Origin of the sequence: Citrobacter sp. UYEF32 (genome assembly GCF_040546205.1) — a bacterium.
In the GTDB taxonomy this organism is placed as follows: Bacteria; Pseudomonadota; Gammaproteobacteria; order Enterobacterales; family Enterobacteriaceae; genus Phytobacter; species Phytobacter diazotrophicus.
Map to the genome: position 1 here is coordinate 19,352 of NZ_JBEPNI010000004.1, position 19,722 is coordinate 39,073.

General features: G+C 56.3%; 19 protein-coding genes. 12 read left to right on the forward strand and 7 right to left on the reverse strand.

The annotated features are described in order from the left end of the window. Positions 1–45: 45 nt before the first annotated feature. The 4 genes from hypF to ABIB59_RS11570 form a co-directional block, all read right to left on the reverse strand. A complete protein-coding gene (gene hypF, locus ABIB59_RS11555; RefSeq protein ID WP_354035507.1) occupies positions 46–2,277 on the reverse strand; it encodes a carbamoyltransferase HypF in 2,232 nt (743 codons plus the stop codon). A 6-nt stretch (positions 2,278–2,283) separates the two neighbouring features. Next, a complete protein-coding gene (gene fdhF, locus ABIB59_RS11560; protein WP_071194743.1) occupies positions 2,284–4,434 on the reverse strand; it encodes a formate dehydrogenase subunit alpha in 2,151 nt (716 codons plus the stop codon). Positions 4,435–4,468: 34 nt separating this feature from the next. Continuing rightward, positions 4,469–5,014 carry an electron transport protein HydN gene (hydN, locus tag ABIB59_RS11565; RefSeq protein WP_039077640.1) on the reverse strand — a complete coding sequence of 182 codons (546 nt, stop codon included), beginning with the start codon at positions 5,012–5,014 and terminating at the stop codon, positions 4,469–4,471. Positions 5,015–5,147: 133 nt separating this feature from the next. Further along, positions 5,148–6,161, reverse strand: a complete 1,014-nt coding sequence (locus tag ABIB59_RS11570; RefSeq protein WP_354035510.1) for a LacI family DNA-binding transcriptional regulator — start codon at positions 6,159–6,161, stop codon at positions 5,148–5,150. A gap of 253 nt (positions 6,162–6,414) precedes the next feature. Here ABIB59_RS11570 and ascF point away from each other — a divergent pair, with 253 nt between their 5' ends. Next, positions 6,415–7,863: a PTS cellobiose/arbutin/salicin transporter subunit IIBC gene (gene ascF / locus ABIB59_RS11575; RefSeq protein ID WP_354035512.1), complete on the forward strand. Its 1,449-nt coding sequence runs from the start codon at positions 6,415–6,417 to the stop codon at positions 7,861–7,863. Between the two features lie 12 nt (positions 7,864–7,875). Further along, the gene (locus ABIB59_RS11580) at positions 7,876–9,300 is read left to right on the forward strand and encodes a 6-phospho-beta-glucosidase (protein WP_039077643.1); all 1,425 of its coding nucleotides are present in this window, start codon (positions 7,876–7,878) and stop codon (positions 9,298–9,300) included. A gap of 101 nt (positions 9,301–9,401) precedes the next feature. Here the strand turns inward: ABIB59_RS11580 and ABIB59_RS11585 are convergent, their stop codons facing one another. Together ABIB59_RS11585 and hycI are read right to left on the reverse strand one after the other, a co-directional pair. Continuing rightward, a complete protein-coding gene (locus ABIB59_RS11585) occupies positions 9,402–10,139 on the reverse strand; it encodes a hypothetical protein (protein ID WP_354035896.1) in 738 nt (245 codons plus the stop codon). 93 nt (positions 10,140–10,232) lie between these two features. Next, positions 10,233–10,706 carry a hydrogenase maturation peptidase HycI gene (hycI, locus tag ABIB59_RS11590; RefSeq protein ID WP_107223860.1) on the reverse strand — a complete coding sequence of 158 codons (474 nt, stop codon included), beginning with the start codon at positions 10,704–10,706 and terminating at the stop codon, positions 10,233–10,235. A 236-nt stretch (positions 10,707–10,942) separates the two neighbouring features. On the opposite strand from hycI, the gene hypA reads away from it, so the two are divergent. The 6 genes from hypA (at position 10,943) to ABIB59_RS11620 (ending at position 15,118) form a co-directional block, all read left to right on the forward strand. Then, the gene (gene hypA / locus ABIB59_RS11595) at positions 10,943–11,290 is read left to right on the forward strand and encodes a hydrogenase maturation nickel metallochaperone HypA (protein ID WP_071194748.1); all 348 of its coding nucleotides are present in this window, start codon (positions 10,943–10,945) and stop codon (positions 11,288–11,290) included. A gap of 3 nt (positions 11,291–11,293) precedes the next feature. Then, a complete protein-coding gene (hypB, locus tag ABIB59_RS11600) occupies positions 11,294–12,166 on the forward strand; it encodes a hydrogenase nickel incorporation protein HypB (protein WP_039077646.1) in 873 nt (290 codons plus the stop codon). After that, positions 12,157–12,429, forward strand: a complete 273-nt coding sequence (locus ABIB59_RS11605) for a HypC/HybG/HupF family hydrogenase formation chaperone (RefSeq protein ID WP_039077647.1) — start codon at positions 12,157–12,159, stop codon at positions 12,427–12,429. The genes hypB and ABIB59_RS11605 overlap by 10 nt, the downstream gene beginning before the upstream one ends. Beyond that, a complete protein-coding gene (gene hypD / locus ABIB59_RS11610) occupies positions 12,429–13,550 on the forward strand; it encodes a hydrogenase formation protein HypD (protein WP_039077648.1) in 1,122 nt (373 codons plus the stop codon). Before ABIB59_RS11605 ends, hypD begins: the two co-directional genes overlap by 1 nt. Beyond that, positions 13,547–14,557: a hydrogenase expression/formation protein HypE gene (hypE, locus tag ABIB59_RS11615; protein ID WP_039077649.1), complete on the forward strand. Its 1,011-nt coding sequence runs from the start codon at positions 13,547–13,549 to the stop codon at positions 14,555–14,557. The genes hypD and hypE overlap by 4 nt, the downstream gene beginning before the upstream one ends. Before the next feature lie 132 nt (positions 14,558–14,689). Continuing rightward, positions 14,690–15,118, forward strand: a complete 429-nt coding sequence (locus ABIB59_RS11620) for a TOBE domain-containing protein (RefSeq protein WP_354035516.1) — start codon at positions 14,690–14,692, stop codon at positions 15,116–15,118. A gap of 29 nt (positions 15,119–15,147) precedes the next feature. On the opposite strand, the gene ABIB59_RS11625 is transcribed toward ABIB59_RS11620, so the two are convergent. Beyond that, positions 15,148–15,492, reverse strand: coding sequence for a nitrous oxide-stimulated promoter family protein (locus ABIB59_RS11625; protein ID WP_039077651.1), 345 nt, complete (start codon positions 15,490–15,492; stop codon positions 15,148–15,150). A 277-nt stretch (positions 15,493–15,769) separates the two neighbouring features. Here ABIB59_RS11625 and ABIB59_RS11630 point away from each other — a divergent pair, with 277 nt between their 5' ends. Genes ABIB59_RS11630 through ABIB59_RS11645 form a run of 4 tightly spaced genes read left to right on the forward strand, consistent with a single transcriptional unit; the run spans position 15,770 to position 19,697 of the window. Continuing rightward, entirely contained in the window at positions 15,770–17,203 is a 1,434-nt protein-coding gene (locus ABIB59_RS11630) for a circularly permuted type 2 ATP-grasp protein (protein ID WP_039077653.1), read from the forward strand. Next, complete coding sequence (locus ABIB59_RS11635; protein ID WP_039077654.1) at positions 17,203–18,132, forward strand: alpha-E domain-containing protein; 930 nt, start codon at positions 17,203–17,205, stop codon at positions 18,130–18,132. The genes ABIB59_RS11630 and ABIB59_RS11635 overlap by 1 nt, the downstream gene beginning before the upstream one ends. Further along, the gene (locus tag ABIB59_RS11640) at positions 18,129–18,947 is read left to right on the forward strand and encodes a transglutaminase family protein (RefSeq protein ID WP_039077655.1); all 819 of its coding nucleotides are present in this window, start codon (positions 18,129–18,131) and stop codon (positions 18,945–18,947) included. Before ABIB59_RS11635 ends, ABIB59_RS11640 begins: the two co-directional genes overlap by 4 nt. Positions 18,948–18,965: 18 nt before the next feature. Then, positions 18,966–19,697 (forward strand): proteasome-type protease, encoded by a 732-nt coding sequence (locus ABIB59_RS11645; protein ID WP_071194752.1) that lies wholly within the window; start codon positions 18,966–18,968, stop codon positions 19,695–19,697. Positions 19,698–19,722: the final 25 nt, after the last annotated feature.

Genomic DNA, 19,722 nt, shown 5'->3' on the forward strand with positions numbered 1-19,722 from the left:
AAAGCCCGTAGCCCCGGTTAGCGCAGCGCCACCGGGGACGATGCCTCACCCCTGCGCCAGACATCGCGCGGCGGCGATAACCCCCTGCCCCAACGCGATTGCGCCATCGCCTGCGGGAAAACGCTGTGGGAAGAGCAACGTATAATCCGCAAGATAATGCGACAACCGAGCTTTCAGCAGACGGTTATGCAACACGCCGCCGCCAAAGGCGAGCGTGGCAATCTGCCGCGCATCCGCCTGCTTACGGGCAAGCTGCGCCAGCCCGCACGCCAGCGCGTCGTGAAACGCCCAGGCGCGCTGTGCGGCCGGAGACTGCCATGCCAGCCATTGCTGCCAGAAGGTGGCTAAATCAAGCTGATTGCCATCAAGCGGCAGCGTGACCGGATGCGTAACATCCGCGCCGCCCATCGCCAGCGCTTCCAGTCGGCAGGCCGCCTCCCCCTCATAACTTAACTGCAGCGGCGCGCAGTCCAGCGCACAGGCGACGGCATCAAACAGCCGCCCGGTCGATGACGCCAGCGGCGCGTTGATATTGCGCGCTATGGCCCGCGCCAGCACAGGCCAGTTCTGTCGTTGCAGCACGGCGGTTTCCGGGAAATTCTGCCAGTCAGGGACAAACGCCAGCATCTGTGCCAGCAGATTGCGCCACGGCTGGGTTGCCGCCAGATCGCCGCCGGGGAGCGCCACGGCGGGCAACCCGCCCAAATACTCAACCTCGCGATAATTCACGCGCAGACATTCGCACCCCCACAGCGCCCCGTTCTCCCCCATGCCGATACCGTCCAGCGCCAGGGCAATCACATCTCCCCCGTCGCGTGGCCAGCCATGCTCTGCAAGCGTTGCCGCGATATGTGCGTGGTGGTGCAACACGGTGTGCTGCGAAAGCCCCGTCTCCTGTGCCCAGTGGGTGGCGCGATAGCCCGTGTGCGCGTCGGCGACCACCTGCTGTGGGGTAAAGTCATAAATCGTCTGCATCAGACGCAGGGCGTTACGCCACTGTGTCTCTACCCCTTCATCGGTTAAATCACCGAAATGCTGACTTAACACGGCGCTGTCATCCCGCACCAGGCAGAAGGTGTTTTTCATATCCGCCCCCAGACACAACATGGGCGGGATATGGCGAAATCCGGGCGGCAGTTGCACGGCATCCGGCACGTAACCACGCGAGCGGCGTAACATCTCGCCGCTCTCGCGTATCACCGAATCGTCCATACGCTGCACGATATCGCGGTTGTGCAGCAGAAACCCGTCCGCTATCTCTGCCAGGTCGTCAAGCGCCTGGCTATTTGTCAGCGCAGGCGGCTTGCCGCTCAGGTTGCCGGACGTCATCACCAGCGGGCGCTGCAACGCCTGGGCTAACAGATGTTGTAACGGATTGGCGGGCAGCATCACCCCCACCTCATCAAGCCCCGGAGCAATAGCCGGGCACAGTTCTGGCAGCAACGTTTTCGCCACCAGCACGATGGGTGCCGCGGGCGTGGTCAGCAAACGGGTGGCCGCTTCGCTCAGGCCGCTTGCTGAGGGGAGCATCACCGCCAGCGGTTTCGCCGGGCGATGCTTACGGGCACGCAGATGCTCCACCGCCGTCTGCCGCTGTGCGTCACATGCCAGATGAAAACCGCCGATACCTTTCACCGCAACGATACCGCCGGAGTTGAGCAGCGCAATGGCGGCCTGTAGCGCCGCCTCGCCGGTCAACTGCTGTTTTCCGCTGCGCCACTCAAGCTGCGGGCCGCACGCCGGGCAGGCAACGGGCTGGGCATGAAAACGGCGGTCAGCCGGATGGCGATACTCCGCCTCGCAGGCAGGGCACAGGGGAAATGCCGCCATCACGGTGTAGGGGCGGTCATAAGGCATGGCGTGAATAATGGTAAAACGCGGGCCGCAGTGGGTACAGTTGATAAATGGATAGCGATAGCGACGTTCTGTCGGGTCATTCATCTCCGCCAGACAGGCAGGACAGGTGGCGGCATCGGGAACAATTTGCGTATTCATCGTGCCGCCCGCGCTCTCGCGGATAGTAAAACTGAGCGGCGCTTGTGGCCACTGATAGGGCGTAACCTGCGTATCGTCAATGCGCGCCAGCGGCGGGCATTGCTGATACAACAACGGGAGAAAACGGCGTTCATCGCCCCATAAGCGTACTTCGACGCCCTGGGCGTCATTACAGACATCACCGGTAAGATTGAGCTGTTGCGCCAGTTGCCAGACAAAGGGGCGGAAGCCCACCCCTTGTACTTTTCCATAGACGCGAATACAAACGCCGTTGTGGGTCATCGTTATTTATTGCAACGCTGCATGCCGCAAGCGTGTCTTCATCTGCTGATAGGTCGACTGAGTGTACTCCTCGGCCCAGGCCTGATCGTTGATCGCACTCACCCGCACCGCGCAATATTTGGTTTCCGGTGTTTTAGAGATGGGATCAAGATTATCCTGCGTCAGTTCATTACACGCGCCAATCCACCATTGATAAGTCATGTACACGCAGCCGGTATTAACACGTTCATTAACATCGGCACGGCTGATGACTTTCCCCCTGCGTGACTCCACCCACACCAGTTGCCGGTTTTTAATTCCTAGCTGTGCGGCATCGTGCGGATTTATCTGCACGAAACCCGGCTCATCTGCGAGCGTTTGCAACGCCGCACAGTTCCCGGTCATTGAGCGACAGGAGTAATGGCCGACTTCGCGCACGGTGCTGAGCACCAGCGGGAAGTCCGCGTCCGGCACCTCGGCCGGGGCACGCCATGGCGCGGCGAACAGCAGGCCTTTCCCGTCCGGAGTATCGAATTTGTTATCTTTATACAGATAACGCGTTCCCGGATGATCCAGCGTCGGGCACGGCCACTGAACGTGTCCCATATCACCCATTTTTTCGTAAGTTACGCCGTAGAACAGCGGGCACAGTTCGCGCATTTCGTCCCAGATTTGCTGGTTATTGTCGTAATGCATCGGGTAGCCCATTTCGGTAGCGATAAGGCTGATAATTTCCCAGTCACGCTTGACGTCATATTGCGGTTCGATGGCTTTTTCGAAACGCTGGAACCCGCGATCCGCGCAGGTAAAGACGCCGCCGTGCTCGCCCCATGAGGTGGCAGGCAGCAGCACATCCGCCTGTTCCGCGGTCTTGGTCATAAAGATGTCCTGTACGACCACAAAATCCAGCGCCTCAAAGCCTTTGCGCACCAGGCTGAGATCGGCTTCGGTCTGCAACGGATCTTCACCCATGATGTAATAGGCTTTAACTTTGCCTTCCAGCGCCAGATGCGGCACCTCGGTGATACGCACGCCGACTTTGTCATCCATTACCGCCGGATCGATCCCCCAGGCTTTGGCGAATTTGGCGCGGACATGCGGATCAACCACATCCTGGTAGCCAGGGAACTGGTTCGGGATCACGCCCATGTCGCAGGCGCCCTGCACGTTGTTCTGCCCACGCACCGGGCCGACGCCGACGTTCTCACGCCCGAGGTTACCGGTCAGCAGCGCCAGGCTTGAAAGCCCTTTTACCACATCCACCGCCTGACCAAACTGCGTAACGCCCATCCCCCACATAATGGTGGCGGTCGGCGCGGCGGCGTAAGTACGCATTGCTTCACGGACCTGGCGTGCCGGAACCCCCGTCAGATGTTCAACCGCTTCCGGCGCATAGTCTTTGACGATTTCCCGATAGGCATCCAGCCCGGTGGTGAAGTTCGTGACGTAGCGCTGGTCGTAGAGTTTTTCTTCCAGCAGGACATAACCAAAGGCGTTCACCAGCGCCATGTTGCAGCCGTTTTTGAGCTGTAAATGTTGGTCAGCGATGCGTGCGGTTTCGATGCGGCGCGGATCGCAGACGATAATTTTCGCCCCGTTCTGTTTTGCTTTGACCACCCTTCTTGCCACAATCGGGTGCGAATCGGCACAGTTGTAGCCAAAGACAAGCAGGCAACGGGAGTTTTCGATATCGCCGATGGAGTTACTCATTGCGCCGTTGCCCAGGGTTTGCTGTAACCCGGCAACGGAAGGACCGTGACAAACACGTGCGCAGCAGTCGACGTTATTGGTATGTAAGACCCCACGGGCAAATTTCTGCATCACGTAGTTGGTCTCATTGCCGGTGCCGCGAGATGAACCGGTGGTCATAATGGCGCGGGGGCCAAACTTGGCTTTGATTTCACTGAGCCGTTTTGCCGTATAGCGAATGGCCTCCTGCCAGCTCACCGGGGTGAGTTTACCGCCGCGCTCATAGCGGATCATCGGTTGTGTCAGGCGAGGCGTCAGCAGTTTGGTATCGTTAAGAAAATCCCAGCCGTAGTAGCCTTTCAGGCAAAGTTCGTTCTGGTTGGTTTCCCCGTCCGCCGCTTCGGCGCGGATAATTTTGCCATTATCCACGACCAGTTTCAGTTTGCAGCCAGCGCCGCAATAGGGACATACGCTCGTAATTTTTTTCATCAGTAACAGACCTGTTAAAAGTGAAAGTTATTTTTTAAAAACCCAGCGACACGGCACTTTCCAGCGCAGTGCGACGACGTTTCTCTTCGCTCATGTGTTCCAGTATTTCCCGGTCAACGCAGACCAGCGCCTTGGTCGGACATACGGAAATACAGGCCGGGCCACTTTCGTGTTGGTAGCATAAATCGCATTTGTTGGCTTCGGCCTTCTGCCCGGACATGGTCAGGCCGATGCCGTTATGGCGAACGACCGGGCGGACCACGACCTCCATGGCGCCATAGGGACAGGCAACTACGCAGGTTTTGCAACCAATGCAACGTTCCTGCATGACATGGACAAACCCTTTGTCGCGGCTGATGGCGCCATTAGGACAGACATTGGCGCAGGGTGCGTCTTCACACTGGCGGCAGAGTGTTGCCGTCGATACGTTGACGCCTTTGATAACGTGAATGCGGGGTAAAAAGGTTTCAGGGGTAAGGGCCGCGCAGTCCTGTTGTTCCTGATGTGAGACCACACAGGCAACTTCACAGGTGCGACAGCCAATACATTTACTGGCATCCGCCATAATAAAACGGTTCATCGTCTTCTCCAGCAATGAGTTTCATCACGCCGGATATACACGTTTCATGCCAGTTATTATGTTATTGTTATTTATCAGATTTTATAAGATGACATTCTGTCATCGACAGAAGTGACGATGACAGTTGACGAGGTTAGCGTGTGGGGCCTGGAATGAGTGAATCACGTAACATTAATTCGCCAAGAAATGGCTGGTGGTAATTAAACTCACCGCCATCAAGCATAAAAATTAACCGCTCGATGGTTTCTTTAATCATCTCCGTGGCCGGGATTTTAACGCTGGAGAGTGCGGGAATAACATACGGGGCAATGGCAATGTCATCAAATCCAATAACCGAAACCTGCGTGGGTACAGTGATTCCCCGCTCATCCAGTCTCTTCATGGCGCCAATCGCCATATCATCATTGCTCGCCACCAGCGCACTAAAACTGACACCCTTTACCAGCAGCGTTTCCACGCCTGCCGCCCCGCTTTCCGGTGACCACTTCCCTTGTACAATCAACTCATTACGTAACGCAATGCCGTGCTGCGCCAGGGCGTCTTTATAGCCAGAAAGCCGCTCAATACCGGTCGGGGAATCCAGCGAGCCGGTAATAAATGCAATATCCTGATGCCCCATCGCAATTAATGTCGCCACCGCGTTAAAGCTGGAGGCTTTTTGATCGCACCAGACACAGTGGCTGCTGTTTTTACGTAATCGACGATTAAGCACCATAATGGGCTGACTGTGGCTTTTGACGATAGTGTCCATTTCATCGACGCTTAAAAAGCGCGGATAAATAATGATCGCATCGCATTTTAAATCGAGCAGATATTGAATCGCTTCGCGCTCTTCTTCAGCGCTGTGTTTACCGTCCGCCAGAATTAAACGCCGGCCCTGATCTTCGGTCATCCGCGCGGCATGAAACAGCAGCTCGCTAAAATAGACCCCGTGATACAACGTGTTGGTAACCACCAGCCCCAGCGTTTGCGTTTTGTTCGTCGCCAGACTGCGCGCCAGCAGGTTCGGGCGATATCCGCTCTCTTCGATCGCCTGAAACACCCGGTCTTTGGTCTCCTGGCTGACGTAGCCGTTGCCCGATAGCACACGGGAGACTGTCGCCTTCGACACCCCTGCCCGCTTTGCCACCTCAAGCATTGTGGTCATGTTGCTTATCCGTTTGATTTCGATGCCATGCAGTGTACTTCACCCACTAAAGAATGTCGCAACGGGATAAAAGCGGTCAAAAAATATTAAGCGATCACCATCACAAAAATAGATAAAGATGAATTTTTGATCTTGTTTGCATACATGAAACTCATCATGATTTTGTGGAACCGGTTTCCTATCTGATGTTTCATTGCCTGCGTAAAACAGCGCAATGAAGCCGTACCTTATTGATAAAACAGGATATAACCCGATGTCGAAGAATTATGCGGCGCTTGCCGGCTCGGTGGTGAACGCGTTAGGTGGTGTTGATAACATCGCTGCCATCACCCATTGCATGACGCGTCTGCGCTTCGTGGTGAAAGACGACGCCAAAATTGACAGCGCGACGCTCAAAGGCATTAGCGGCGTTATGGGCGTGGTACGCAACGACAGCCAGTGCCAGGTCATCATCGGCAATACGGTGTCGCATGCCTATCGTGAAGTGGTGGCATTGCTGCCTGGCGATATGCAGCCCGCTCAGCCGGTCGGTAAACAGAGGCTGACCCTTAAGCGCATTGGCGCAGGTATTCTCGATGCGCTGATCGGCACCATGTCACCGCTGATCCCGGCGATCATCGGCGGCTCGATGGTCAAACTGCTGGCGATGGTGCTGGAAATGTCCGGCCTACTGCCAAAAGGTTCTTCAACGCTGACTATTCTGACGGTGATTGGCGACGGTGCCTTCTTCTTCCTGCCGCTGATGGTGGCCGCGTCTGCCGCCGTGAAATTTAAAACCAATATGTCGCTGGCGATTGCCATTGCGGGCGTGCTGGTACATCCAAGCTTTATCGAGCTGATGGCGAAAGCCGCGCAGGGTGAGCATGTGGAGTTCGCGCTGGTGCCGGTGACGGCGGTGAAATACACCTACACCGTGATTCCGGCGCTGGTGATGACCTGGTGTCTGTCGTATATCGAACGTTGGGTCGACAAAATTACCCCGGCGGTGACGAAAAACTTCCTGAAACCGATGCTGATAGTGCTGATTGCCGCACCGCTGGCTATTGTGCTGATTGGCCCGCTGGGGATCTGGATTGGTAGCGCCATCTCCGCGCTGGTCTACACCATTCATGGCTATCTGGGCTGGCTGTCCGTTGCCATTATGGGCGCCCTGTGGCCGCTGCTGGTGATGACCGGGATGCACCGCGTATTTACTCCCACTATCATTCAAACCATTGCCGAAACAGGCAAAGAAGGCATGGTAATGCCGTCAGAGATTGGCGCTAACCTGTCGCTCGGCGGCTCGTCGCTGGCGGTGGCGTGGAAAACCAAAAACCCGGAACTGCGCCAGACTGCCCTTGCGGCAGCGGCTTCGGCTATCCTGGCCGGTATCTCTGAACCGGCGCTGTATGGCGTGGCCGTTCGCCTGAAACGTCCGCTGATTGCGAGCCTGATAAGCGGCTTTATCTGCGGCGCCGTCGCGGGGATTGCCGGGCTTGCCAGCCACTCCATGGCGGCGCCTGGTCTGTTTACCAGCGTACAGTTTTTCGATCCGGCTAATCCAATGACCATTGTCTGGGTATTCGGCGTGATGGCGCTGGCGGTGGTGCTCTCCTTTGTTCTGACGTTGCTTCTCGGTTTTGAAGATATCCCGGTAGAAGCAGAGGCGCAGAAACCGCAGGCGGCAAACACAGCCGTTGTTCATGAAGCCCGGGCGCAATAAGCGAGGTAACGCATGTCTGTATTTCCGAAAGGATTTTTATGGGGCGGCGCCATTGCCGCCAACCAGGCCGAAGGGGCGTATCTGGAAGGCGGTAAAGGGTTAACCACCGTCGACACCATTCCCCATGGCGCGAACCGTCTGCCGGTGAAACTCGGTCTGGAAAAACGCTTCACTTTGCGTGAAGACGAATACTACCCCAGTCATCAGGCGATCGATTTCTACCATCGTTACAAGGAAGATATCGCGCTGATGGCGGAGATGGGCTTCACCGTCTTTCGCACCTCTATCGCCTGGAGCCGCCTTTACCCGCAGGGTGATGAGCTGACGCCGAACGCCGAGGGCATCGCGTTTTACCGCGACATGTTCGCAGAGTGCAAAAAGTACGGTATCGAACCGCTGGTGACACTGTGCCACTTTGATGTGCCGATGCATCTGGTTACCGAATACGGTTCCTGGCGTAACCGCAAGATGGTGGCGTTTTTTACCCGCTACGCCCGCACCTGCTTTGAAGCCTTTGATGGTCTGGTGAAATACTGGCTGACCTTTAATGAAATCAACATCATGCTGCATAGCCCTTACTCCGGTGCCGGGCTGGTGTTTGAAGAGGGCGAAAATCAGGACCAGGTAAAATATCAGGCGGCGCACCACGAGCTGATTGCCAGCGCACTGGCGACCAAAATCGCCCATGAGGTGAACCCGGAAAATCAGGTGGGCTGCATGCTGGCAGGCGGCAATTTCTATCCCTACTCCTGCAAGCCGGAAGATGTGTGGACGGCGCTGGAAAAAGACCGGGAAAACCTGTTCTTTATTGATGTGCAGGCGCGCGGTGCCTATCCGGCCTACGCGGCCCGTGTGTTCCGCGAAAAAGGCGTCAGCATTGTAAAAGAAGCGGGCGACGACGAGATCCTGAAAAATACCGTCGATTTTGTGTCATTCAGCTATTACGCCTCGCGCTGTGCTTCTGCCGAAATGAATGCGCAAAATACCTCGGCGGCTAATATCGTCAAATCGCTGCGTAACCCGCATATTCAGGTAAGCGAATGGGGCTGGGGCATTGACCCGCTAGGCCTGCGTATCACAATGAATATGATGTATGACCGTTACCAGAAACCGCTGTTTCTGGTGGAGAACGGGCTGGGTGCAAAAGATGAATTCAATGCCCAGGGTGAAATAGAAGACGATTACCGTATCAGCTATCTGCGCGAGCATATCCGTGCCATGGGCGATGCCATTGAAGACGGTATTCCGGTGATGGGTTACACCACCTGGGGATGTATCGACCTGGTGGCGGCCTCCACCGGTGAGATGAGCAAACGCTACGGGTTTATCTATGTCGACCGTGACGACGCAGGTAACGGTACGCTGGAGCGTAAGCGCAAAAAATCGTTCTGGTGGTACAAAAAAGTGATTGCCAGCAACGGGGCAGATTTGGACTAAGCGCTGCCGGTTATGTTGTAGCCCGATAAGGTGCGTCAGCGCCGCATCCGGGACATTCCTGGTGGCGCTTCGCTTACCAGGGCTACAAGCAAAAACCGATACTATAAACAGCGCTGCCCCGCGGCCAGATCCCCCGTTTCCGGGTTACGACCCGCGCCAGGTTTTTTCACCCATTTGCGGTTCGGGCGATAGGTAAAACGGCTCAACGCCGGATAGTGCAACTGCCCGAACCAGCCGTTAACGCGCTGCCAGTGCGCCTCTTTAACCTGGTATAGATCGGTTACCCAGTAACCGTCGCTAAACTGCATGTCCAGCAGTTGCGCCCGGCCATTGCCTTGCAGGTCGAGCAGATCCTCAACGCCAGCACCGCTGACGGTGTAAAACCCCCAGGACTCCCATACACAGGGCCGCCCGTCGGTTTTAAACGTGATGATGATTAATTTTGCCGTTGGCCCCAGCCCCAGGCCGGCGTTACCTTTCCAGACAATCAGATCCTGAATTCCATTGCGATCCAGATCGGCGCGGTAAATGTGCGCGTTGCCCGCCGCGTTATGCAAATATTCCAGAGGCACCGACCAGGTTTTCCCCGCTCGATCGTTGCCGGTAATGCGCCATTCATCCGCCTCTTCCGGTGCCTGCTCTAGCGTTGCACCCGCCACACCGACCTGGCGAAAATGCCAGCGTTGGCCGGGGGTTATCTCACCCGGCGCAGGCATAGTCAGCAAATGCCGCTGCGCGCGTTTTTTAGCATATTCATCATTGCTCATCGGCAGATAGCTAACAAACCCGGTCGCCAGGGTAGAGGTGGCATAACCCAGCAGGGATAAGCCTGCCCACATTATCCTTTTCACTTCTCTGTTCCTTTAGGTGCAGCGCAGCGTGTAAGGTCGTAGCCCGGACCAGGCGCTCGCGCCGCCATCCGGGGCGGCCAACTACTCCTCTTCCCCGGCTTCCAGCAGCGCAAACCCACCGTTACCCTGCCAGGTGGCAAGGCGTGCATAGACAGTTTCGACGGCCTCTTTTACCGGGGGCGTCATCGGGTAATAAAAGCCGACGATATCCGGCTGAATACCGAGGAAAATCACCTCGCCCACATCCTCTTTTAACTGATCTATCAGGTAATTAAGCGGCATATTATGGGTGGTCATCAGGAACATCTCGGCAATATCGTCTGGATCGACAATACGAATCTCGCCAGGGTTAAGCCCCATGTCTGTCGCATCGACAATCAACAGCCTGTCGGGGCGAAGCTCGCGGATCGCTACGATGTCGTTTTCCGGCGCGCTGCCACCGTCAATCACCTGCCAGTTTCCGGGTGGAGTCGCCGCACACATCTCCGCCAGCAGCGGGCCAGCGCCATCGTCACCCATCATGCTGTTCCCCACACAGAGCAATACGTCCGTCACGTTCTCTCCTCGCCACCTGATGGTGGTGTTTACCCGATCAATAGATTGTCGCCTGGTCATTTTTGACGTCCGGGAAATGCGCGATCGTCATTTTCGTCATCAATGGAATGCCCAAAGCTATCAGCGGCGGCTATTTTGCCGGAAAACAATGTATTAACGCCTTGATCCTTACCGCAATAAAGCGAATAACCCTGGCACTGTAATTGCAACACGCGCCTGATTAATGAGGAGGCAGTATGCATGAAATTACCTTATGCCAGCGTGCGCTGGAGATTATTGAACAACAGGCGAAACAGCACGCCGCCAGGCGCGTAACTGAGGTCTGGATCAAAGTTGGCGCATTTTCTTGTGTAGAACCTGCCGCATTGACGTTTTGTTTTGATCTGGTCTGCCGTGGCACCCTGGCTGAGGGCTGTACACTGCACATCGAAGAACAACAGGCGGAGTGCTGGTGCGAAAGCTGCCAGCAATACGTGACCTTACTAAGCCAGCACGTGCGTCGCTGCCCGCAATGCAACAGCGACAATTTGCACATCGTCGCAGACGACGGCATGCAGATTCAGCGGCTGGAAATCGAGGAGTGAGCAATGTGTACGACATGTGGTTGTCAGGAAGGTAACCTCTATATCGAGGGCGACGAGCATAATCCCCATTCTGCGTTTCGCAGCGCGCCTTTTGCTCCCGCTGCCCGTCCGACAATGAAAATCACAGGCGTCAAGACCGACAATTTCAGCCCGACGGCGGCGGAAAATGGTGATTTACATTACGGCCACGGCGCAGCCGGAACCCATGCGCCAGGGATGAGCCAGCGGCGGATGCTGGAAGTGGAAATCGATGTGTTAGATAAAAACAATCGCATCGCCGCGCATAACCGCGCCCGCTTCGCCGCCAGACACCAGTTAGTGCTGAACCTGGTCTCCAGCCCCGGTTCCGGTAAAACCACCCTGCTGACCGAAACCCTGACCCGTCTCAACGCCCGTGTGCCTTGTGCGGTAATCGAAGGGGATCAGCAGACCGTTAACGATGCCGCGCGCATCCGCGAGACCGGCACCCCGGCGATTCAGGTCAATACCGGCAAGGGGTGTCATCTGGATGCGCAAATGATTGCCGACGCCGCACCGCGCCTGCCGCTGGCGGACAATGGCATTCTGTTTATCGAAAACGTCGGCAACCTGGTGTGCCCGGCCAGTTTTGATCTCGGCGAACGTCACAAAGTCGCCGTGCTGTCGGTGACCGAAGGCGAAGACAAACCGCTGAAATACCCGCACATGTTTGCTGCGGCCTCCATCATGCTGCTCAATAAAATCGACCTGCTGCCTTACCTCAAATTTGATGTCGAAAAATGCCTCGCCTGTGCCCGCGAAGTGAACCCCTCTATCGAAATTTTTCTGGTTTCTGCCACCAGCGGTGAAGGTATGGACCGCTGGCTGGACTGGCTGGAGACCCAACGATGTGCATAGGCGTTCCGGGACAAATTAGCGCCATTGATGGTAATCAGGCGAAAGTCGATGTCTGCGGTATTCAGCGCGACGTCGACTTAACGCTGGTGGGCAGCACGGACGAAGCGGGGCATTCTCGCCTTGGGCAGTGGGTGCTGGTGCATGTGGGCTTCGCCATGAGCGTGATAAACGAAGACGAGGCCCGCGAGACACTGGCGGCACTACAAAATATGTACGATGTCGAGCCGGATGTTGGCGCGCTGCTGTTTGGTGAGGAGAGATAATGCGTTTTGTGGATGAATACCGCGCGCCGGAACAGGTCATGCAGCTTATCGCTCACTTAGGTGAGCGGGCCGCGCTGCTCACCTATACCGCGAAGCGCCCGCTACGAGTGATGGAAGTCTGTGGCGGCCACACCCATGCGATCTTTAAGTTCGGCCTCGATCAGTTGTTGCCGGATAACATTGAGTTTATCCACGGGCCAGGCTGCCCGGTGTGCGTCCTGCCGATGGGGCGCATTGATACCTGCGTGGAGATCGCCAGCCATCCGGAAGTGATCTTCTGTACCTTCGGCGACGCGATGCGTGTACCGGGGAAAAATGGCTCTCTGTTGCAGGCGAAAGCGCGCGGCGCGGATGTGCGTATCGTTTACTCCCCGCTGGATGCGTTGACCCTGGCAAAGCAGAACCCACAGCGCAAGGTGGTCTTTTTTGGGCTCGGCTTCGAAACCACCATGCCCGCCACCGCCATCACGCTGCAACAGGCAAAATTGCAGGATGTGAGTAACTTTTTCTTTTTCTGCCAGCACATCACCATCATTCCGACCCTGCGCAGCCTGCTGGAGGAGCCGGATAACGGTATCGACGCGTTTCTTGCGCCGGGCCACGTCAGCATGGTGATCGGCACCGATGCCTACGGTTTTATCGCCGGGGAGTTCCAGCGCCCGCTGGTGGTGGCCGGGTTTGAACCACTGGACCTGCTGCAAGGCGTATTGATGCTGGTCGAACAGAAAATCAGCGCCCGTCATCAGGTAGAAAACCAGTACCGTCGCGTGGTACCGGACGAAGGCAACCCTCTCGCGCAACAGGCCATTAGCGAGGTGTTTGAGGTCCGGGGCGATAGCGAATGGCGCGGGCTGGGAATGATTGGCGACTCCGGGGTGCGCTTAACCGCGCCCTATCAGCGCTTTGATGCCGAAGCCCACTTTAACCCTGCGCCGCAGCAAGCCTGCGATGACCCACGCGCACGCTGCGGCGAAGTACTGACCGGCAAATGTAAGCCCCATCAGTGCCCGCTTTTCGGCAATACCTGTAACCCACAAACCGCGTTTGGCGCACTGATGGTCTCATCTGAGGGCGCCTGCGCCGCCTGGTATCAATATCGTGCTCAGGAGTGCGAAGTATGAATGAAGTCCAACTGGCGCACGGCAGCGGCGGACAGGCGATGCAACAGCTTATCAGCCAGCTTTTTATCGACGCGTTCGCGAACCCGTGGCTCAGTGAACAGGAAGATCAGGCGCGTCTCGATCTTGCGACTCTCGCCGCCAGCGGCGACCGACTGGCCTTTTCCACCGACAGCTACGTTATCGACCCGCTGTTCTTCCCCGGCGGCGATATCGGTAAGCTCTCCATTTGCGGCACGGCGAACGATGTGGCGGTAAGCGGCGCCGTTCCCCGCTATCTCTCCTGCGGGTTTATTCTTGAAGAAGGCCTGCCGATGGAGACCTTAAAAGCCGTGGTCAACAGCATGGCGGAAACCGCCCGCCGCGCGGATATCGCCATTGTTACCGGCGATACTAAAGTGGTGCAGCGCGGCGCGGCGGATAAGCTGTTTATCAATACGGCGGGCATTGGCGCTATTCCGGCCAATATTCGCTGGGGCGCCAGCACCCTTGAGGCCGGTGATGTGCTGCTGGTCAGCGGTACGCTCGGCGATCACGGTGCGACCATTCTCAATTTGCGCGAACAACTGGGGCTGGACGGCGAACTGACCAGCGACTGTGCGGTGTTAACCCCGTTGATTCAACAATTGCGCGATATTCCGGGCGTGAAAGCGCTGCGCGATGCGACGCGCGGCGGAGTCAACGCCGTGGTGCATGAGTTTGCCGCCGCCAGCGGTTATGGTATCGAACTTAACGAACGTGACCTGCCGGTGAAAACTGCGGTGCGCGGCGTGTGCGAGCTATTAGGGCTGGAAGCGCTGAATTTTGCTAACGAAGGCAAGCTGGTGATTGCTGTCCAGCGCCAGTCGGCGGAGCAGGTACTGGCGCAGTTACGCGCCCACCCGCTCGGCCAGGATGCCGCGATCATCGGCGAAGTGGTGGAGCGTAAAGGGGTGCGGCTGGCAGGCTTATACGGTGTGAAGCGTATTCTGGACTTACCGCACGCCGAGCCCCTGCCGCGGATTTGCTGATGCTGTCTCTGCGTGGAAGCGCCACGTTGCCCGCATCGATCTGCACAGCTATACCCATGATAAGAAAATGGGTATGGATAAACAGACAATGACCTGAGATAACTGACTCTTTCTCATTATCCCGGAGGCAACATGGCCGTTTCAGCTCGTAACCAACTTGTCGGTAAAGTCAGCGCAACCGCGCACGGTGCCGTAAACGATGAAGTGGAATTAACCCTCGCCGGAGGCGCGAAGCTTGTCGCTATCGTCACATCCAGCAGTAAGGAAGCGCTGGGTTTGAACCCCGAAAAAGAAGCCATCGCACTGATTAAAGCGCCGTGGATCACGCTGGCAACCGAGGACTGCGGCCTGAAATTCTCCGCCCGTAATCAGTTTGCCGGAGCGGTAAGTGCCGTGACCGAAGGGGCGGTAAACGCAACCGTACATGTCGCCACAGACGCCGGTTTTGAAATAGTGGCGGTAGTGACCAACGAAAGCTGCGAGGCGTTGCAACTGACACCGGGGAAACGCGTCATTGCCCTGATTAAAGCATCGTCCATTCTTATAGCCACTCGCGCCTGAGAATAGATAACGCCGTGCCCGCCACGGCGTTATTTTTTAGGGCGGTATTTTTCCGGCAGTTCGGGAACAGGGCGTTTGTCATCAATCAGATGACGGATAGTCAACACAGGATGTCGCCACAGCATCCTCGGCCCGGCCCAGCGCATAATCTGCTTCATCTCTTCACGTTTAGCTGGCTGGTAACAGTGCACAGGGCATTGTTTGCAGGCCGGTTTCTCTTCGCCAAACACACATTTATCCAGCCGTTTATCCGCGTAATCATTCAACGCCTGATAGTGCGCTTCATCCGCCAGCGCCTGCGGACAGCGCTGCTGGTAAAGCGCAATCATAGAGCGAATGGTCAGTTTTTCGCGGCGAATGCGTTTTCCCGTCATCGTAGCCCCCTTTTAAAGATGCATTTATTTTACCCCTTTAAAGGGAACAGGCGAACACTTATTACCGCTTTTCCGGCTGGTGCAGCCGTCTTTACATTTGCACCGTCACTCCCCTTTTTCTGCCGCTTATACGCCATTGTGGTGCGCTTTTTCGCCACTTGCTCCTCATAACGGTGCACACCGCCTCGCCATAGCGTGATAAGCCGCGCTTTTGGTGCGCTGGCATGTTTTCTGCATTTTAACTCTATCTTCATCAAGCGGAATGCAGGGGATGACAATGATAAAAATGACGCTTCCGAGCGCGCCTTACTACGATGAAATGCTCACCGCAGAAGGTCAGCAGCGCCAGCATTATGACGCCTGGTGGCACTGGTTGCAGCAAACTGACCAGCATGCCATTCACCAGAAGAAAGAGCAGGCAGAGCTGCTGTTTCACCGCGTCGGCATTACGTTTAATGTTTACGGTGAAGAAGGAGGAACAGAGCGTTTAATTCCGTTCGACAGCGTGCCGCGTATCATTCCGGCCCACGAATGGCGGATGCTTGATGCAGGAATACGCCAGCGGGTAAAAGCGCTCAACGCTTTCTTGTACGATATCTACCACCACCAGCATATTCTCAATGCCGGTATTGTCCCCCGTGAGCAAGTGCTTGCTAACGAGCAATATCAGCCCTGTATGCAGGGCGTCGATCTGCACAACAATATTTATGCCCATATCACCGGCATTGATATGGTCCGCGACAGTGACGGCGGGTACTACGTGCTGGAGGATAATCTGCGCACCCCATCCGGCGTCTCTTATATGCTGGAAAATCGCAAGATGATGATGCGCCTGTATCCGGATCTGTTTGCCAGTTCGCATATCGCGCCGGTCGAACGTTACCCCAGCTATTTGTTACAAACCCTGCGTGAAAGCACGTACGTTGATGACCCCTGCGTGGTGGTGCTGACGCCTGGTCGCTTTAACAGTGCCTACTTTGAACACAGTTTTCTTGCCCAGCAAATGGGGGTAGAACTGGTAGAAAGCGCCGATCTGTTCGTCAAAGAAGGCGGTGTTTATATGCGCACCACCGAAGGCCCGTGCCGGGTCGATGTTATCTATCGCCGTATTGACGATGCCTTCCTCGACCCGCTGGCGTTTCGCTCAGATTCAATGTTGGGTGTACCGGGCCTGTTGTCGGTCTATCGTTCAGGTGGCGTGGTGCTGGCCAATGCGATTGGCACCGGCGTGGCGGATGACAAATCTATCTATCCATACGTGCCGGACATGATCCGCTTTTATCTTTCTGAGGAGCCTATCCTCGGCAATATCCCCACCTGGCAGTGCCGTAAAGCCGAAGACCTGAGTTACGTGCTGGCCCATCTGGATGAGATGGTGGTGAAAGAGGTCCACGGCGCAGGCGGGTACGGCATGCTGGTCGGCCCCCGCTCAACCCGGGCGCAGATCGATGCGTTCCGTCAGCGGCTGCTGGCAAACCCCGGCAACTATATTGCACAAAACACGCTGGCGCTCTCTACCTGCCCGACCTTTGTCGAGGAAGGGCTGGCCCCACGCCACATTGACCTGCGTCCGTTTGCGCTGTACGGCGAAGAGATCAGGCTGGTGCCTGGCGGGCTGACCCGCGTGGCGCTGACCGAAGGATCGCTGGTGGTGAACTCCTCGCAAGGGGGTGGCACGAAAGACACCTGGGTGATGGAGGAGGATGAATAATGTTAAGCCGCACCGCCAGCGAACTGTACTGGATGGCCCGTTATCTGGAACGGGCAGAGAGCTTTGCCCGCGTCCTTGACGTGACCTACAAATTATCAATGATGCCGCGCCACAGCCAGCAACAGCATGATTTAGCCCTGCCGCTCAATCTGACGTTCGGGCATGAGCTGTTTCAGGAGCGTTATGCCCGGTTCAGTATGAATAATCTGCTGAATTTCTTTGCCCTTGATGGGCAGAACCCGAGCAGTATCTACAGTTGTATAGAAATGGCCTGGAACAACGCCCATGCCGTGCGCGGCAGTCTTTCATCGGAAGTGTGGGAGTGCATCAATACCACCCGTATCGATATCCGCAATCTGCGCCAGACCGGGGTGGATAAAATTGGTATCGACGCCTTTTTTGACTGGGTGAAAGAACGTGCGCATCTGTTCCGTGGCGCCATGTTCGGCACCCTGCTGCGTAACGACGCCCAGTGTTTTATCCGTATCGGTACCCTGATTGAGCGCGCGTTCGCCACCGCCCAGTTGCTGGCGCTAAAAGATCAGCAACTCAGCAATGACCCGGATCCGGTACGCGAATATTACCGTCTTGATACGTTATTGCGTGCGGTAAGCGCCCGGGAGGCCTACCACAGCATTTATCGCCAGCCAATCAGCCGGGAGACCGTCACCGAATTACTGGTGTTTCGCAATGACGTGCCGCGCTCGCTGCATGCCTGCGTCGGCGACCTGGTTCAACAACTGGAGATGATTGGCAGCGAGCGGGCGCGCGTTCCGCTGCGTCTTGCCCATCAGTTGCATGTGGAGCTGCGTTTCGGCTCCCTTGATGATGCCCTGGCCGACGATCTTCAGGAGTGGTTAAACCGTTTTCTTACCAAAATCAATGAGCTGGCCGACAGTATCCGCCAGACCTATCTGGAGGCGTTATGAAACTGACCATTAATCACCTGACACATTATCACTACGATGAAGAGGTGAAGTTCAGTACGCAGTATCTGCGTCTGACGCCGCAAACCTCTGGTCGCCAGTATATTAAGGAATGGAACCTGCTGTTGCCCGCCTCGGCGGTAGCGACGACCGATGCATACGGGAATCTGATGCATGTCTTAACCCTCGATCACCCTCATCAAGAGATAATCATTCATGCTCAAGGTGTGGTTGAGATCGCCGATAATGCAGAAGAAGAGGAAGAGATCAGCGAGTCACTCTCTCCGCTGGTGTTCCTGCGCACGACCCCGTTAACCGACCCGGACTCGCCGATCCGCGAATTTGCCCGGCGTTATTACCGCGAAGAGGATGCGGTTGGCAGCCTGGGAGAATTGATGGCGGAATTGCGCCTGAAAATGCCTTATACGCCCGGCGCCACCCAGGTTCACGACACCGCCGCCGTCGCTTTTGCCAAAGGAAAAGGGGTGTGCCAGGATCATACGCACGTTTTCCTGGCCTGCTGTCGTAGCCTGCGCATTCCGGCGCGCTACGTCAGTGGTTATGTTTATAGCCGGGATACCGAGCATGTGGCGATGCATGCCTGGGCAGAAGCCTGGCTTGATGGCCGCTGGCAAAGTTTTGATATCACTAATAACACGCGTGATCTGAACCAACATCTTCGCCTGGCGATTGGAATGGATTATCTGGATGCCTGCCCGGTGCGGGGTAGCCGTTTTGGCGGCGGCTGCGAAGAGATGTTTTCCGCTGCTGAGGTAAGTCTGTTTGAGCGACAACATCAGATGCAGCAGCAACAATGAATTAATAAAGGTATTTTAATGACTTACTGTGTGGCCATGCGTCTTTCCGACGGGCTGGTTTTTGCTTCCGATTCCCGCACCAATGCGGGTGTCGACCACATCGCAACGTTTAAAAAACTCCATGTGTTCAGCAAGGAGGGGGAACGGGTGCTGGTGATCCAGTCGGCGGGGAACCTGGCCACAACACAGAGTATTGTCAGCCTGCTTAACGAACGGATACAGGGCCAGCATACGCCAAACCTGATGCAGATGGGGACGATGTATGACGCCGCCACGCTGGTCGGGGAGACCGTGCGCGAAGTGATTCACCGCGACAGCGCGGCGCAGCAAAACAGCAGTACCAATTTTGGCTGCAATATGCTGCTCGGTGGGCAGATTGGCAACGAGGTTCCGCGCCTGTTTCATATCTATCCCGAAGGTAATTTCATTGAAGCGACGAATGATACCCCCTACTTTCAGATTGGCGAGAGCAAATACGGCAAGCCGATTATCGACAGGGTGTTGACGGTCGATACCCCTCTGGAGCACGCTATGTGCTGCGCCTTGATCTCCATCGATTCGACGTTACGCAGTAACCTGTCCGTCGGTATGCCGCTGGATGTCATGATTTATCGCGCGAATACCTATGATGCCAGCGAACAGCGACGCATCACGGAAAACGATCCCTATTTTACCGGTATCCGCAAAGCCTGGTCGGAAGGCCTGGTGAACACCTTCCGCCAGTTGCCGCCTTTTCCGGCGCAGGGCTAAGTTGGGCGAGACCTGTAATAAACAA